This is a genomic window from Pandoraea sputorum (genome assembly GCF_000814845.2).
Lineage (GTDB): Bacteria > Pseudomonadota > Gammaproteobacteria > Burkholderiales > Burkholderiaceae > Pandoraea > Pandoraea sputorum.
In genome coordinates this window covers 687,151-701,084 of the sequence record NZ_CP010431.2, presented here as the reverse complement: position 1 = coordinate 701,084, position 13,934 = coordinate 687,151, and the positions used below count along the sequence as shown (strand labels likewise).

Genomic DNA, 13,934 nt, shown 5'->3' with positions numbered 1-13,934 from the left:
CGATCGCGTCGTCCACCATCAGGCGGGGCGATAGTCCGGACGGTACGTCGGCCGATACGCTTTCGCCTGATCGAGCAGCCACTCGCGGAAAACGCTGAGTGGCTGCCCGTGCGTCAGTTCCGTCGGATAGACGAGATAGTAGGCGGACTCGGCCACGCTCTTCACGTCGAACGGAATTGTGAGGCCGAGCGTCGCCAACTGTCCCTCAACGAAGAACTTCGGCACCAGCGCAATCCCCAACCCCGCCGCCGCACCCGCAATGAGCATGGTGTGAAGCTCGTAGCGCACGCCCTGCAACGCCCGATGGTCCTCGACGCGCTGCTCCGCAAACCACTGCGACCAAGCGCTCGGACGTGTCGTCGAATGCAATAACGGATACGTCAGCAAATCTGCCGCAGTGCGCACCGGTCCTTTCAGGATCGACGGACGGCACACCGGCACCACTTCTTCCCCGAACAGATAGTCCGACGACGTGCCCGGCCATGTCGGCTGGCCGAAATGGATGGCCGCCTCGAAGTGTGTCTCGTCGAACGTAAAGAGGTCGGTGTGAACGCCCATGTTCACGCGAACATCCGGATGCCGGTCGTCGAAGTCTTTCATTCTTGGAATCAACCACTCTGACGCGAACGTTGGCAGGACCGCCAGTTCCAGCGAGCCGCCGCCGCTGCCGTGGGCCATGATGGACAGGGTGTCGCGATCCAGTTGTTCGAGCGTACGGCGCACCTGCGTGCCATAAAGCCGTCCCGCGCGGGTCAGCACCACGCGCTGCTTGGCGCGCACGAACAACCGCACGCCCAACTGCGTCTCCAGCGTGGCGATCTGGCGCGACACCGCGCTCTCGGTGAGAAACAGCTCGCGGGCCGCATGGGTAAAGCTTTCGTGCCGGGCCGCCGCCTCGAACGCCAGCAGCGCCGCCGTGCCGGGGGTCTTGAATTTGCGCATGTTGATTCCAAAAACGCATTAAGTGGCAATTTTATCTCGCTTTACGCGAGACGCATCCGTTCCAATAATGCAGTCACTGCAAGAAGGCATGACGGTACGCCGCATGCCATGCCCTGACACCTTCACCCTGTGATGCCGCACGAGACGGCGTCCCCCTGCGAGACAACCTGATGCGCAACGCCAACGTGCAGTCCTTGCTGGTTTCCCTGATCGGGGAGGCGCGTACCGACGCGCTTTTCACCACGCTCAATTCGCCGTCGATCCTGGCCGACTTCGAGCCGGGGCGCGTCACGCGCGCCGAACTGGCACAAGCCATGAACATGGCGCTGTTCGAAGGGCTGCTCGCGCGCTCGCAAAACGGTCGCACCTACACCGAGGAGGCGATTGCCGCCGGGGGTGGCGTCTACTTCGATCACGGCGCGCTGCGCACCGTGCGCTGGGACCAGAACGGTGCGCTGCCGCCGGGCGAAGCGGCGTTCACGCGCATCCTGCGTCCGCTGGGTTTCAAGCTCAACGGCCGCTATCCACTGGATCGCCTCGGCATGACGGGCCGCGCCTACGCGCATGAAGACGCTCCCGAGGAGATTTCGCAATTCTTCGTGAGCGAACTGCATCCCGAGCGTTTCTCGGAGACGTTCCAGCAAGCCGTGTCGCGCGTCGTCGGCACCTCGAAAGACCCGCTCACACCGGCGGCCGTCGGGCAGCTGTGGGAACTGGAGCGCGACGGCACGCTGCCGCTGGAAAGCGCGCAGGCGCTGCTGCCGGTGATCGTGGGCGCATTTGCGCGTCAGCACGACGTGCCGAGCGAGGCGGACTACGAGCTGTTGCTGGCAGAATCGGCCGAAATGGCGTGGATTTCCACCGAAGGCAATGCGTTCAACCACGCCACCGACCGCGTGGAAGACGTGTTCGCGCTGTCGGACGCCGAGAAGGCCAAGGGCCGCCCGATGAAACCCGAAGTCGAGCGCTCGCGCTCGGGCCGTGTGTTCCAGACGGCCTATCGCGCCGACACCGTGCGTCGCGAGTTCCGTGGCAAGAACGGTGAAACGGTCACCCGCGACGTGCCGGGTTCGTTCTACGAATTCATCACGCGTCACCGCGAGTACGACACCGCCAAACGCTGCTGGAAAATCGATCTTCGCTTCGATGCCGGTAACGCGCAGGGCATTTTCAAGATGACGGCCAACGCCAAGTAATCAACGAATCAACGCTGAATTCCATAAGGGTATTAACGTGAACGCGACCTCCATCCTCAACGAACTGGGTATTGCCAAACTGGCCGAAGCAGGCGACATCGCCGTGCACTCGCCGATCAACGGCGAACTGATCGGCCGCGTGGCCAGCGCGTCTGTCGTCGACGCACAAGCCGCCCTCGCGCGCGCGCACAAGGCGTTCACGGCATGGCGCAACGTGCCCGCCCCGCGTCGCGGCGAACTGGTGCGTCTGCTTGGCGAAAAGCTGCGCGAGCGCAAGCAGGCACTGGGCGCGCTCGTCACGCTCGAAGCGGGCAAGATCCTGCAAGAAGGTCTGGGCGAAGTGCAGGAAATGATCGACATCTGCGATTTCGCCGTCGGCCTGTCGCGTCAACTGTACGGTCTGACGATCGCCTCGGAGCGCCCCGGCCACCGCATGGCCGAGACGTGGCATCCGATGGGCGTGTGCACCGTCATCTCCGCCTTCAACTTCCCGGTCGCCGTGTGGTCGTGGAACGCTGCGCTGGCGCTGGTGTGCGGCAATGCCGTCGTGTGGAAGCCGTCGGAAAAGACGCCGCTGACCGCGCTGGCCGTCAACAAGCTGATGGAAGAAGTGATTGCTGAATTCGGCGACGCGCCGGAAGGCCTGACCGCGCTGATCATCGGTGGTCGCGACGTGGGTGAGGCGCTCGTCGCCGATCCGCGCTCGGCCATCGTGAGCGCCACGGGCAGCACCGAAATGGGTCGCAAGGTCGGCGTGGAAGTCGCTCGCCGCTTCGGCCGTTCGATTCTCGAACTCGGCGGCAACAACGCCGGTATCGTGACCGAAAGCGCCAACCCGGAACTGGCCCTGCGCGGCATTTTGTTCTCGGCGGTGGGCACCGCCGGTCAGCGTTGCACCACGCTGCGCCGCCTGTTCGTGCATGAGAGCGTGTACGACAAGACCGTCGAGCGTCTGAAGACGCTCTACGGCAAGGTCGCCATCGGCAACCCGCTTGAGCGCGGCACGCTGATGGGCCCGCTGATCGACGAAGGCGCTTTCAAGCGCATGCAAGGCGCGCTCGATCAGGCGCGTGCACAAGGCGGCAAGGTGACGGGCGGTGAACGTCATGCGGTGGCGGGCAACGAAGGCGGCTTCTACGTGAAACCGGCCATCGTCGAAATGCCGTCGCAAACGGAAGTCGTGCTGACGGAAACGTTCGCGCCGATTCTCTACGTGCTCAAGTACAGCGATTTCAACGAAGCCATCGACGCTAACAACGCGTCGTCGCATGGCCTGTCGTCGTGCGTGTTCACGAACGACCTGCGCGAAGCCGAGCGCTTTACGTCCTCAGCCGGTAGCGACTGCGGTATCGCCAACGTCAACATCGGACCGAGCGGCGCAGAAATCGGTGGCGCGTTCGGCGGCGAGAAGGAAACCGGCGGTGGCCGCGAGTCGGGTTCGGATGCATGGAAGGGTTATATGCGCCGCGCGACGAACACGGTGAACTACTCGTCTGCCCTGCCGCTCGCGCAAGGCATCGACTTCTCGATCGAGTGAAGTCGCGGTAGCCGACCGACATTTACCACGACATGTACGACTTCACGACTCCCTTCGCGAATCCGGCAGGCTCGCCGATTCGCGAATTGTTCAAATACCTGTCCGAGCCGGGCATGATCTCGTTCGCCGGCGGTTATCCGGCGAGCGATCTGTTCGACGTCGACGGTCTGGCCGCCGCACAGGCCCGTGCGTTCGCTCAGCCGACGCGCTGCCTGCAATACGGCCCGACCGACGGCCTCGCGGAACTCAAGGCGCAGATCATCGCGCTGATGGCGCAACGCGGCGCACCTTGTGCGTCGGAGGAATTGCTGGTGACGACCGGCTCGCAGCAGGGGCTCGACCTGTTGCTGCGCGTAATGGTCGCCCCGGGCGATGTCGTCGTGACGGAACAGCCCGCCTATCCGGCAACGTTGCAGGCGCTGCGTCTGCAACAGGCAAAGATCGTCACGGTGCCGGTCGATGCGCACGGTCTCGATGTCGCTCAGTTGAGCGCGCTGCTGCGCGACGGCAAGATCGCCGTGCCGAAGCTGCTCTACACGGTGCCGACGTTTGCAAATCCGACCGGGGCCACGCTCTCGCGCGAACGCCGTATTGCGTTGCTGAAGCTGGCAGTGGAATACCGCTTCGTGATCGTCGAAGACGATCCTTACGGCGATCTGCGCTTCTCCGGTGAAGCCGTACCGACGATGCTCGGTCTGACGGCCGAAGTGCCGGGATCGCGCGACTGGGTGGTGCATTTCTCCAGCCTGTCGAAGATCGTCGCGCCTGGCTTGCGAGTGGGCTGGACGGTCGCGCCGCCCGAGATTGCGCGACGTTGTGTCGTCGCCAAGCAGACGGTCGATCTGTGCAGCGTGCCGTGGACGCAAGCCGTCGCTGCCGAGTACCTTGCGGAAGGGTCGCTCACGCGGCATCTGCCGAAGATCACCGAAGCCTACCGTCTCAAGTGCGAAGCGATGTGCAACACCTTGCGCGACAAGCTTGGCGATGCGATTCAGTTCCACGCGCCGCAGGGTGGCATGTTCGTGTGGGCGCGTCTGGCGGCGGTGAAGACGAGTGCACTGTTGCCGAACGCGATTGCCGAAAAGGTGCTGTTCGTACCGGGCACGGCGTTCTTTGCCGACAACGCGGACGAAGCGTCGCTGCGTCTGTCGTTCGCGGCCCCGGCCGTAACAGCGATTGAAGAAGGCGTGGCACGTCTCGCACGTGCGATGGACGCGACGGGCAAGTAAATCGCGGCATCATGACAAGGGCCTCGCAGGCCGTCTCTGACAGGACGGTTTGCGAGGCCCTTGACGTTGATGTGGCTGCGGCGTCAGCGCTTACAGCTTCACGCAGACGTTACGCAGCTCCGTGTAGAACTCCAGCGAGTGCACGCCACCTTCGCGTCCGATGCCCGACTGCTTCGCGCCGCCGAACGCCGTGCGCAGATCACGCAGGAACCACGCGTTGATCCAGCACACACCCACTTCCAGCGCCGCCCCCATGCGGTGTGCGCGGCTGACGTCCGACGTCCACACCGTCGCGGCCAGCCCGTAAGGCGTGGCATTCGCCATCGCAATCACTTCTTCTTCCGTATCGAACGGCGCGATGTGGCAGCACGGCCCGAAGATCTCTTCGCGGATGACCGACGCGGTCTCCGGAAGTCCTGTCCAGATGGTCGGCTGCACCCACGCACCGTCCTTCATCGACGCGGGCATGTCGGGGACACCACCACCGGTCACGACCGTCGCGCCTTCTTCACGCGCCTTTGCGTAGTACGACAGCACCTTCTCGCGATGCACCTGCGACACGAGCGGGCCGAAGGTGGTGCCTTGCGCGTACGGATCACCGATCTTCAGCGATTCCGCGCGCTCCTTTAGTGCCGCTACGAAGCGCTCGAAGATCGGACGCTGCACGTACACGCGCTCCGTGCCGAGACACACCTGACCGCTGTTGTCGAACGCCGAGCGCGTAATGCCCGCAACGGCCTTGTCGAAATCGGCGTCCGCAAACACGATGCCCGGGTTCTTGCCGCCCAGCTCGAACGACACCGGACGCACACCATTCGCGGCGGCCTTCATGATCGCTTCGCCGGTACGCGTCTCGCCCGTGAAGGTGATGCCGTTCACACCCGGATGTTCGGTCAGGAACGCACCCGCCGAGTCCGGCCCGAAGCCGTGCACCACGTTATAGACCCCCGGCGGCACACCGACTTCGTTCATGACCTCACCGAGCAGCGTGGCGGTCGCAGGCGTTTCTTCCGACGGCTTCACGACCACGGTGTTACCGAACGCCAGCGCAGGGCCGACTTTCCACGTCATGAGCAGCAACGGCAGATTCCACGGGCAGACGACGGCGATCACACCGCGCGGCGTGCGCACACCGTAGTTGAGCGCGTTGCCGCCGTCGGGCGTTGTCATCGCAAACGACTCGGTCGGCACGTTCTTGATCATGTCGGCGAACACCTTGAAGTTCGCCGCACCGCGCGGGATGTCGAGATGGCTCGCCAGTCCGTGCGGTTTTCCGGTGTCCGCAATCTCGGCGGCCAGGAAGTCGTCGAAGCGGCGGTTGATGCCGTCGGCCACCGCGTGCAGCAGTTCCACGCGCTGTGCGACGGTCATCTTGCCCCACGGGCCGTGAAGCGCAGCGCGGGCGGCACGCACGGCGGCATCGACTTCGCTACGTCCGGCTTCGTGGACGAGCCCGATCACGCTGTTGTCGACCGGATTACGGTTCTCGAAGGTGCGCGGGCTGGACACCCACTCACCGTTGATGAAGTTCTGGAAATCCTTCATGTCTCACGTTCTCTGTCTGGTTGGATTCGGATGAGCGTCATCACCCGATACCCGATACCCAATAACGGGCAAAGCGCTGACGTCGGCATGGAGCACACGATAAATCCGTCGCCCGATTCTCGTCAACATTTTCTCGAGAATTTTTATTTATCTCGATTATTTGACGATTTGGCGACAATCCGAAAGAAGCCGCTTATACTCTCGGCACCCGTTTTCACAGGTCCAGACCGCCTGACACATGCATAGCCCGACCGCCCCCGCCTCCCAGACTGCCCCGGCGGCCGACGCCACGCTGGCGCAAAGCGCCTACATGCGTCTGCGCAGCGACATTGTCGAGGGGCATCTCGCGCCCGGCGAGAAGCTACGCGTCGAGCATCTGAAGGATCGGTACGAAGTGGGCGCGGGGACGCTGCGCGAAGCGCTGGCGCTTCTGGTGGCGGACGCACTCGTCGTCCAGCATGGCCATCGCGGCTTTCGGGTGACGCCGATCTCGCTGGCCGATTTCATCGACATCACCGAGACACGCGTGCAGTTGGAGACCGAGGCGCTACGCCAGTCGGTCGCGTTGGGAGACGATGCGTGGGAAGCCGACCTGACGAGCGCGTTCCATCTGCTCACGCTCGCCGAGGAGCGGCTGGGCAAGGATGGCGAGCAGGACGTCGGGCAGTTTGCCCAGTGGGAAACGCGAAACCGCGCGTTTCATGAGGTGTTGATTCGTGCTTGCCCGTCGCGCTGGCTGCACCATTTTTTGGCGATTCTCTACCGCCAGTCCGAACGTTATCGACGTCTGTCCATCACGCACCGTCCAGTGCCGCGCGACGTCCATGAAGAACATCAGGCGATCTTCGACGCCTGCCTCGCCCGCGACGCCGACCGCGCGGCAACATTGCTCGCCGCGCACATCCGAAAGACGCTGGAAGCCGTTCGCGAGCTGCCCGACGCCGTGATCAACGCCGGAACGGTGCCACTCGCGGCCGTGCGCTAAGCCCGCAAGCGCAGCCCCTCAGCGCGGCAAGCTTTCGCGCACGATCTGCGCAAAGTAACGCGCACCGAGCGGCAGGATCGCGTCATTGAAGTCGTAGCAGGCGTTGTGCAGCGGGATCGCGCCGGGTTCGTCGCCGCTGCCGTTGCCGATGAACGCGAAGTTCCCCGGCACATGCTGCAAGAACACGCCGAAGTCTTCCGACGCCATCACCGGCGCGATCTCCGCATCCACCATCCCCTCGCCTGCCACCGTTCGGGCCGCACGTACGGCCAGCGCCGTGTTCTCGGCCCAGTTCATCGTCGGCGCAAACTCGTGCGTGTATTCGAACTCGCAGTGCGCACCGTGCATCGCGCACGCGCCCATGCAGATGTCGCGCATGCGCGCTTCGAGCAGTTGCTGTACGTCTGGCGTGTAGCTGCGCGTATCGCCCCGGATCTCGACGTTCGTCGGAATCGCGTTGCGAATGCCGTCTGTGATGAACTCCGTGCACGACACCACTGCCGACAGTCCCGGGTCGACGCTGCGCGACACCACCGTTTGTAGCGCCACGACAATCTGTGCGCCAATCACCAGCGGATCGACACCCATGTGCGGCCGCGCCGCGTGCGTGCCCTTGCCACGAATCCGGATGACGAAGTTGTCCTCGCTGGCCATGATGCCGCCCACGCGCGTGGCAATGCGTCCCGTCGGAATGCCCGGCATGTTGTGAATACCGTAGATCGCGTCGATGGGAAAGCGCTCGAGCAGCCCATCGGCAATCATCGCCTTTGCACCGCGACCGTGTTCCTCGGCGGGTTGGAAAATGAAGCGTACCGTGCCGTTGAAGTCGCGCGACTCGGCGAGCAGCTTCGCCGCCCCCAGCACCATCGACATATGCCCATCGTGGCCGCAGGCGTGCATCTTGCCCGGGACTTGCGACGCATAGTCGCGACCCGGCGCCTTCTCGTCGATCATCAACGCATCCATGTCGGCACGAATGCCGATCGCACCCTTGCCGTCTCCGACGCGCAGATTCGCCACGATCCCCGTGCCGCCGATATTGCGATGCACGTCCAGTCCGAGGCTCTCCAGAATCGTGGCCACCGTCTGCGAGGTGCCGACTTCCTCGAAGCCCGTTTCCGGCTGACGATGGAACGCATGCCGCCATCCGGTCAGCGCCGTGGCGAAATACGTCTCTTGTGCGGTGTCGTGACTCATACGTGGCTCCGGCAATAGGCTTGATGGATAACGAGATTAGCGTGCGAGCCACGCCTGCTGACGCGCCTCGACCGACGTGGCAGGCTCGCCAACCAGTTCGGCATAGACGGACGGAGCCGTCGCGCCCTCGGTGCTGATGAGCAACACGCGCGAGTCCGACGTGAGGCCGAGCGCCGACGCCATCGCTGGCGTGGCTGCCGCCAGCATCAACCCCGCCAGCCCGGCCGCACCGGACTCCCCGGAGACGAATGGCACATCGTTGTCGGTGCCGCGTGCGAGACGCTGCATCGCCTGGACTGCCTGCGCGTCGGTGACGGTCATGAACGCGTCGACGGACGGTTGGAGGAAACGCCACGCGAGCGGTGACGTCTCGCCGCACGCCAGCCCGGCCATCACGGAATCGACCGATCCGGACGCCGACGCGGCTTTCCCGGCGATGGCGCTCTGATACAGACAGTCCGCCTGCTCGGGCTCGACGACCACGAACGTCGGCCGCCACACGCCCCAGCGCTCCCACAGATAGCTCACGATACCCGCTGCCAGCCCGCCCACTCCGCCTTGCACAAAGACATGCGTGACGGGGCTGGCCGAATCCTTTTGCGGCGCATCGCCATCCAGCGCTTCCGAGACTTCCGCCGCCACCGTGCCGTAGCCTTGCATGACATCGCGCGGGATGACTTCGTATCCATCGTAGGACGTATCCGAGACGACATGCCAGCCGTGACGCGATGCCAGCGCCGCCGCCTCTTCGACGGAGTCATCGTAATTGCCTGCGATGCGCACGATCTCGGCGCCATATGCCGCGATCGCTTGCTCCCGTTCTTCGCTGACATGCGCGTGCAGAACGATCACACAGCGGCAGCCGATGCTTTGCGCAGCAGCAGCCAGCGCGCGACCGTGGTTGCCGTCCGTCGCACTGATCGCCGTGAAACCGGCCAGCGCGTCGCGATGCTCGCCGCTCAGCAGCGACTTCGCGTTGAAACCCTTCCCGTCGAACTGACTCAGCAACAATCGCACGAGGGCAATCGGTGCGCCCAGCGCTTTGAAACTGCCGAGTGCGGAGCGCAGCGCTTCGTCCTTGACCAGCACGCTGCGCACACCGACCGACGCCGCCAGGTCCGGCAGCGAACGCAGCGGCGTAGCGCCGGGTGTCAGTCCGTCCCAGTGCGCAAGCCACTCACGGCTCTGCTGTGCACGAGCGATGCTCATGATGTCGTGAAGCTCGGCCGGGTACGGTGCGCGCGTGGCGTGCGGGTTGACGTAAAGCAGTGGGGGCATCGGGGGCATTGGGGGGGCTCCGGAATTGCGGGATGTAGCTGGATTTTCCTGAGTGCAGCCGCTGATTTACTGCGACACGCCCAATCGTTGCGCGACAACGTCGAGCAACACCTCGGCACCGCGCACCAGCTGGTCGTCGTCGGTATGTTCACGCGGGTTGTGGCTGATGCCACCACGGCTCGGCACGAAAATCATCGCGGCCGGGGCAATGCGCGCAATCATCTGCGCGTCGTGTCCTGCGCCCGACGTCATGCGTTTGTACGACAGACCGCGACGCTTCACGCAGGCTTCGATCACATCGGCCAATTCGGCGTTGAAGACGACCGGCGTGAAGCGCGCGAGACGCTCCGTCGAAATGCGCACACCTTCAGCCTGCGCAATCTTCGTCAGGAAATCGGCCAGACGCGCTTCGCTCTCGGCAAGACGCTGTTCGCTCGGATCGCGCATGTCGACCGTAAACACTGCACGGCGCGCAATCACGTTGATGACACTCGGCTCGAACTTCATCGTGCCCACGGTCGCGAGCGTCGTGCCGGATTCGACGGCAATGCGGCGCAACTCGGTCACCGTCGCCGAGGCCACATAGCCAGCATCGTGACGTAAACGCGTCGGGGTCGTGCCCGCATGGTTGGCGTTGCCCTGCACCGTGATCTGCTGCCACGAGATGCCCTGCAAGTTCTCGACGACGCCGATCTCCAACCCCTCGGCTTCGAGAATCGGACCCTGCTCGATATGCAGTTCGAGATATTCGTGGGGGACGAGGGTGCCAGGTTCCATGTCACCGGCGTAGCCGATGCGTACCAGTTCGTCGCCCAGACGCGCGCCATCGGTGCCGATGGCGTCGAGCGCTTCGTCCACCGGCAGCCCGCCCGCGTGTACGAGCGACCCCATCATGTCGGGGTGAAAACGCGCGCCCTCCTCGTTGGTGAAGGCCGCCACCGTGATCGGACGCGACGGCGCGATGCCCGCGTCGCGAAACGCGCGCACGACGGCCAGGCCGCCAAGCACGCCGTAGCATCCGTCGAGTGCACCGGCATTGACGACCGTATCGATGTGCGAGCCCATCATGAGCGGGCGGGGCATTTCACCCGACGCATCCTTCGTCGCCGAGGGCAGCGTGCCGAAGATGTTGCCGATGCGGTCGATCTGCACATCGAGATCGAGCGCGCGCATCCACGCGACGACCTGATCGCGGCCAGCCTTCTCGTCGTCGGTCAGCGCAACGCGCGTGCGCCCGCCTGCGACGGGATCGGTGCCGATCTCGCCGAGTTCGCGGAGTTGTTGGAGCAGGACGGGCCCGTTCAGGCGAAGCGCGGGGGTTTTCGTGTCGGACATGAGGCGGTCGGTTGTTCTTGTAGGAGGCGAAAGCGCGCTGCGGCACAGACTTCGGAGGGTCACCGCTAGCGGAGTATCATCGGACAGCCTGAATAATATTCCGGAGCGCGCGTACGATTTACGCGTTTTAGGCGTCTCTACCGAATTTTTATTGCGCAAATGAGCCTCGACAGTTACGACATCGCCCTCCTTGCGGCGATTCAGCAGGATGCGACAACACCTCAGCATGCGCTGGGGGCGCAGATCAATCTGTCGTCTGCGGCAGTGAACCGGCGGCTCAAGAAGCTCGCGGAGGAAGGCGTGACGCGCAAGACCGTCTCGCTGGTCGACCCGGAGCAGGTCGGCTATCCGCTCACGATCATTACGGAAGTCGAAGTCGAGAACGAGCGCCTAGATCTACTCGACGCCATGAAGCGCAGCTTTCTCGCGTGTCCGCAGGTGCAGCAGTGCTATTACGTCGCTGGGGAATGCGACTTCGTAGTGATCATGGTCGTGCAGAACATGGCGCAGTACACAGCGCTCACGCGCGCGCTCTTCTTCGAGAGCAACAACGTCAAACGCTTCAAGACGCTCGTCTCGATGAGCAACGTGAAGGTCGGGCTGGAGGTGCCACTGGACGCCGTCGCAGGCTGAACCCGACGACGGCGCTGAAATGATGGCGTGACGGCTCAGAACTTATGCTGCACGCCTGCGGTGACATACATCTGCGAGCTCACGCCCGCGTCGACGTAGACGGTGGCAATTGCCGCCTGTGCCGGACCGATGCCGTTGTACCCCGTGGCGTGCGCGTATGTCACCACACAGAAGAGGTCCATGCGCTTGCTGAGGCTGTAATCCACCGCCGCACTGACCTGGTGGTACTGCGCCGCCGAATCCCCCGATGCGCTCAGGTCGTCGTAGCCCGTCTGCACAGCAAGTGCTGGCGAAATCTGCCACACGGCGTAGACGCCATAGCTGTCGTAGCGCTGCGTCGTTCTGAAAGTCGAAGCGGCATCCACGTTGTAGTACGACTGGCTGTAATAGCCGCCGAGCGTAACGTTGCCGAGCGTGTAACGTCCCCCTGCGCGGTAGGTGTCGATGGACTTCGCACTGGCGTACGCGCGGTTCACAGCGCTCACGAAGCAAAAGTCAGTCGTGCTCGACGGACGCGTCGTCGCCCGGGCGTTGCCGTTATCAATGTGCAGATACCCCGCCGCCACCCGCGTCGGGCCGAACGTGTAGGAGCCTGCGGCGCTGTACGTCTGACCGGAGGCCTGTGCGCCCGCCACGCCACGGACGGCATCGCGCAGACGGCGATCAGGACGTTGGACGTGTCGTTGCAATCTCGTCGCGCAGCAGCTCGACGTAGGCACGCATGGTGGCGATACGGTGTTCTCCGATGCGCCGCGCGGTGGCGGTCGTCAATCCGTCGGCGAGGTGCAGCAGCTTGGTCTCGAAGTGATCGAGTGCAAAGCGCCGGTCGTCGAGTTCGCGATGCGTGGCGAAGGGGTCGAGTGGATCGTAAAGCCGTGAGCCGTTGCGACCTGCGACGTAAAACGTGCGGGCGATGCCGATGGCGCCAATGGCATCGAGCCGGTCGGCGTCGCGCAGCACGCGCGCCTCGCTCGTCAGGGGTTCGATCCCCGCCGAGAAGCTGTGTGCTTCGATAACGTGCGCGGTGGCGTCGATGCGGGCGTCGTCCCACCCCAACGTGCGCAGCACTTCACTCGCCTTCTCCGCCGAGAGCCGCGACGCCTGTGCGCGGCGCGGGTCCGTCTTCTCCACTTGCACGCAATCGTGCAGCAGCACCGACACGGCCAGCATCTCCAGATCGAGCGCCGGGTCGTCGGCGGCGATTTGCGTCACCAGTTTCCACACGCGAATCAGATGCGACCAGTCGTGCGAACCGTCGTCGCTCTCCTGCTGATCGGCAGACACCCCCATGATGCGGAGCACGGCGGCGATCACGTCACCATGGGGGCAAAAGGCTTGCAGCAGCGGATGGGGTGTAGCGTTCATGAGGTTCAGATTTCCTGTGCGCCGGTCTTTCCGTTCTCGACGACGAAGCGTTTGCTCGTCCGGACGGTGCCACCGGGCTTGTCGGTAAAGTCGATTGTGCGCAGATCGGTCAGTAGCGAGTCGCGCGTGAGCGTGCATCGCATGTAACCGCGCTGCTGACCCTCGTAGCAAATAACGTGCGGGTTCAGCGGCAGTCCCTGCACCATCGGTTTGTCGAGCGGCTCGGGCCACTGCGCACTGATCGACGTGCCCACGAGTTCAGTCATCGGTGCCGAGCGCGGGTCGTCACCCCCATTGCGCACCACGGACGAGATCATGTACGAATGAATGTCGCCCGAGAGCGCGACCGGGTTAGGCACACGCGCTGCCGTGATCTGGTCGAGGATGCGATTGCGCTCGGCGGGATCGCCGTCCCACGATTGCAGGTAGCGATAAAGGGCGTCATTGTGCCGCATGTCGAATGGCGTCATCCTGACCGTCGATGCGATCACATTCCACTGCGCTGGCGTGTTCAGCAAACGGCACGACCGCTTCCGCCGTCGGGTCGCCGCTGGCGACCGAGAACGGAAAGCGGGTGCCGTGCGATACGCTGCGCGCGCTCGACTGCCGGATGATCACCGCCGGAGCACCCATCAGAAGGCCCGAGCCGGCGAGAAAGGTACGACGCTTCATTACTGTTTCCCATTCCACTG

Annotated in this window: 14 protein-coding genes; 5 read left to right on the top strand and 9 right to left on the bottom strand. The window is 64.1% G+C overall.

Annotated elements, in window-relative coordinates:
* Nucleotides 1-18 precede the first annotated feature (18 nt).
* The gene (locus tag NA29_RS03205; protein ID WP_039395699.1) at nt 19-942 is read right to left on the bottom strand and encodes a LysR family transcriptional regulator; all 924 of its coding nucleotides are present in this window, start codon (nt 940-942) and stop codon (nt 19-21) included.
* 170 nt (nt 943-1,112) lie between these two features.
* On the opposite strand from NA29_RS03205, the gene NA29_RS03200 reads away from it, so the two are divergent.
* The 3 genes from NA29_RS03200 to NA29_RS03190 are packed head-to-tail and all read left to right on the top strand — an operon-like array spanning nt 1,113 to nt 4,904.
* On the top strand, nt 1,113-2,138 hold the full coding sequence (locus NA29_RS03200; protein ID WP_039395695.1) for a DUF1338 domain-containing protein: 1,026 nt from the start codon (nt 1,113-1,115) through the stop codon (nt 2,136-2,138).
* 37 nt (nt 2,139-2,175) lie between these two features.
* Nucleotides 2,176-3,675, top strand: coding sequence for an L-piperidine-6-carboxylate dehydrogenase (gene amaB, locus NA29_RS03195; RefSeq protein WP_039395692.1), 1,500 nt, complete (start codon nt 2,176-2,178; stop codon nt 3,673-3,675).
* A gap of 32 nt (nt 3,676-3,707) precedes the next feature.
* The gene (locus tag NA29_RS03190; RefSeq protein WP_039395689.1) at nt 3,708-4,904 is read left to right on the top strand and encodes an aminotransferase-like domain-containing protein; all 1,197 of its coding nucleotides are present in this window, start codon (nt 3,708-3,710) and stop codon (nt 4,902-4,904) included.
* Between the two features lie 90 nt (nt 4,905-4,994).
* Here the strand turns inward: NA29_RS03190 and NA29_RS03185 are convergent, their stop codons facing one another.
* Nucleotides 4,995-6,449: a 2-hydroxymuconic semialdehyde dehydrogenase gene (locus NA29_RS03185; RefSeq protein ID WP_039395686.1), complete on the bottom strand. Its 1,455-nt coding sequence runs from the start codon at nt 6,447-6,449 to the stop codon at nt 4,995-4,997.
* 238 nt (nt 6,450-6,687) lie between these two features.
* On the opposite strand from NA29_RS03185, the gene NA29_RS03180 reads away from it, so the two are divergent.
* On the top strand, nt 6,688-7,434 hold the full coding sequence (locus tag NA29_RS03180; protein ID WP_039395683.1) for a GntR family transcriptional regulator: 747 nt from the start codon (nt 6,688-6,690) through the stop codon (nt 7,432-7,434).
* Nucleotides 7,435-7,452: 18 nt separating this feature from the next.
* Here the strand turns inward: NA29_RS03180 and NA29_RS03175 are convergent, their stop codons facing one another.
* From NA29_RS03175 to NA29_RS03165, 3 genes are all read right to left on the bottom strand, one after another.
* The gene (locus NA29_RS03175; RefSeq protein WP_039395680.1) at nt 7,453-8,631 is read right to left on the bottom strand and encodes a M20 aminoacylase family protein; all 1,179 of its coding nucleotides are present in this window, start codon (nt 8,629-8,631) and stop codon (nt 7,453-7,455) included.
* A 36-nt stretch (nt 8,632-8,667) separates the two neighbouring features.
* The gene (locus NA29_RS03170) at nt 8,668-9,900 is read right to left on the bottom strand and encodes a diaminopropionate ammonia-lyase (RefSeq protein ID WP_039402197.1); all 1,233 of its coding nucleotides are present in this window, start codon (nt 9,898-9,900) and stop codon (nt 8,668-8,670) included.
* 75 nt (nt 9,901-9,975) lie between these two features.
* A complete protein-coding gene (locus tag NA29_RS03165) occupies nt 9,976-11,244 on the bottom strand; it encodes a Zn-dependent hydrolase (protein WP_039395677.1) in 1,269 nt (422 codons plus the stop codon).
* 159 nt (nt 11,245-11,403) lie between these two features.
* On the opposite strand from NA29_RS03165, the gene NA29_RS03160 reads away from it, so the two are divergent.
* A complete protein-coding gene (locus tag NA29_RS03160; RefSeq protein ID WP_039395674.1) occupies nt 11,404-11,877 on the top strand; it encodes an Lrp/AsnC family transcriptional regulator in 474 nt (157 codons plus the stop codon).
* A 35-nt stretch (nt 11,878-11,912) separates the two neighbouring features.
* Here NA29_RS03160 and NA29_RS03155 read toward each other — a convergent pair whose 3' ends face one another.
* Genes NA29_RS03155 through NA29_RS25640 form a run of 4 tightly spaced genes read right to left on the bottom strand, consistent with a single transcriptional unit; the run spans nt 11,913 to nt 13,914 of the window.
* Complete coding sequence (locus NA29_RS03155; RefSeq protein WP_052252480.1) at nt 11,913-12,566, bottom strand: porin; 654 nt, start codon at nt 12,564-12,566, stop codon at nt 11,913-11,915.
* Entirely contained in the window at nt 12,541-13,242 is a 702-nt protein-coding gene (locus NA29_RS03150; RefSeq protein ID WP_052252479.1) for an HD domain-containing protein, read from the bottom strand. The genes NA29_RS03155 and NA29_RS03150 overlap by 26 nt, the downstream gene beginning before the upstream one ends.
* A 5-nt stretch (nt 13,243-13,247) precedes the next feature.
* The gene (locus tag NA29_RS03145; RefSeq protein WP_231965127.1) at nt 13,248-13,712 is read right to left on the bottom strand and encodes an alkaline phosphatase D family protein; all 465 of its coding nucleotides are present in this window, start codon (nt 13,710-13,712) and stop codon (nt 13,248-13,250) included.
* Nucleotides 13,684-13,914: a hypothetical protein gene (locus tag NA29_RS25640; RefSeq protein WP_052252477.1), complete on the bottom strand. Its 231-nt coding sequence runs from the start codon at nt 13,912-13,914 to the stop codon at nt 13,684-13,686. The genes NA29_RS03145 and NA29_RS25640 overlap by 29 nt, the downstream gene beginning before the upstream one ends.
* Between the last annotated feature and the right edge of the window lie 20 nt (nt 13,915-13,934).

What these genes read in the sequence shown, in the direction of transcription:
- NA29_RS03205 (WP_039395699.1), bottom strand. Translation starts at nt 942, where the DNA reads ATGCGCAAATTCAAGACCCCCGGCACGGCGGCGCTGCTGGCGTTCGAG.
- NA29_RS03200 (WP_039395695.1), top strand. Translation starts at nt 1,113, where the DNA reads ATGCGCAACGCCAACGTGCAGTCCTTGCTGGTTTCCCTGATCGGGGAG.
- NA29_RS03190 (WP_039395689.1), top strand. Translation starts at nt 3,708, where the DNA reads ATGTACGACTTCACGACTCCCTTCGCGAATCCGGCAGGCTCGCCGATT.
- NA29_RS03185 (WP_039395686.1), bottom strand. Translation starts at nt 6,449, where the DNA reads ATGAAGGATTTCCAGAACTTCATCAACGGTGAGTGGGTGTCCAGCCCG.
- NA29_RS03180 (WP_039395683.1), top strand. Translation starts at nt 6,688, where the DNA reads ATGCATAGCCCGACCGCCCCCGCCTCCCAGACTGCCCCGGCGGCCGAC.
- NA29_RS03175 (WP_039395680.1), bottom strand. Translation starts at nt 8,631, where the DNA reads ATGAGTCACGACACCGCACAAGAGACGTATTTCGCCACGGCGCTGACC.
- NA29_RS03165 (WP_039395677.1), bottom strand. Translation starts at nt 11,244, where the DNA reads ATGTCCGACACGAAAACCCCCGCGCTTCGCCTGAACGGGCCCGTCCTG.
- NA29_RS03160 (WP_039395674.1), top strand. Translation starts at nt 11,404, where the DNA reads ATGAGCCTCGACAGTTACGACATCGCCCTCCTTGCGGCGATTCAGCAG.
- NA29_RS03150 (WP_052252479.1), bottom strand. Translation starts at nt 13,242, where the DNA reads ATGAACGCTACACCCCATCCGCTGCTGCAAGCCTTTTGCCCCCATGGT.
- NA29_RS03145 (WP_231965127.1), bottom strand. Translation starts at nt 13,712, where the DNA reads ATGACGCCATTCGACATGCGGCACAATGACGCCCTTTATCGCTACCTG.
- NA29_RS25640 (WP_052252477.1), bottom strand. Translation starts at nt 13,914, where the DNA reads ATGAAGCGTCGTACCTTTCTCGCCGGCTCGGGCCTTCTGATGGGTGCT.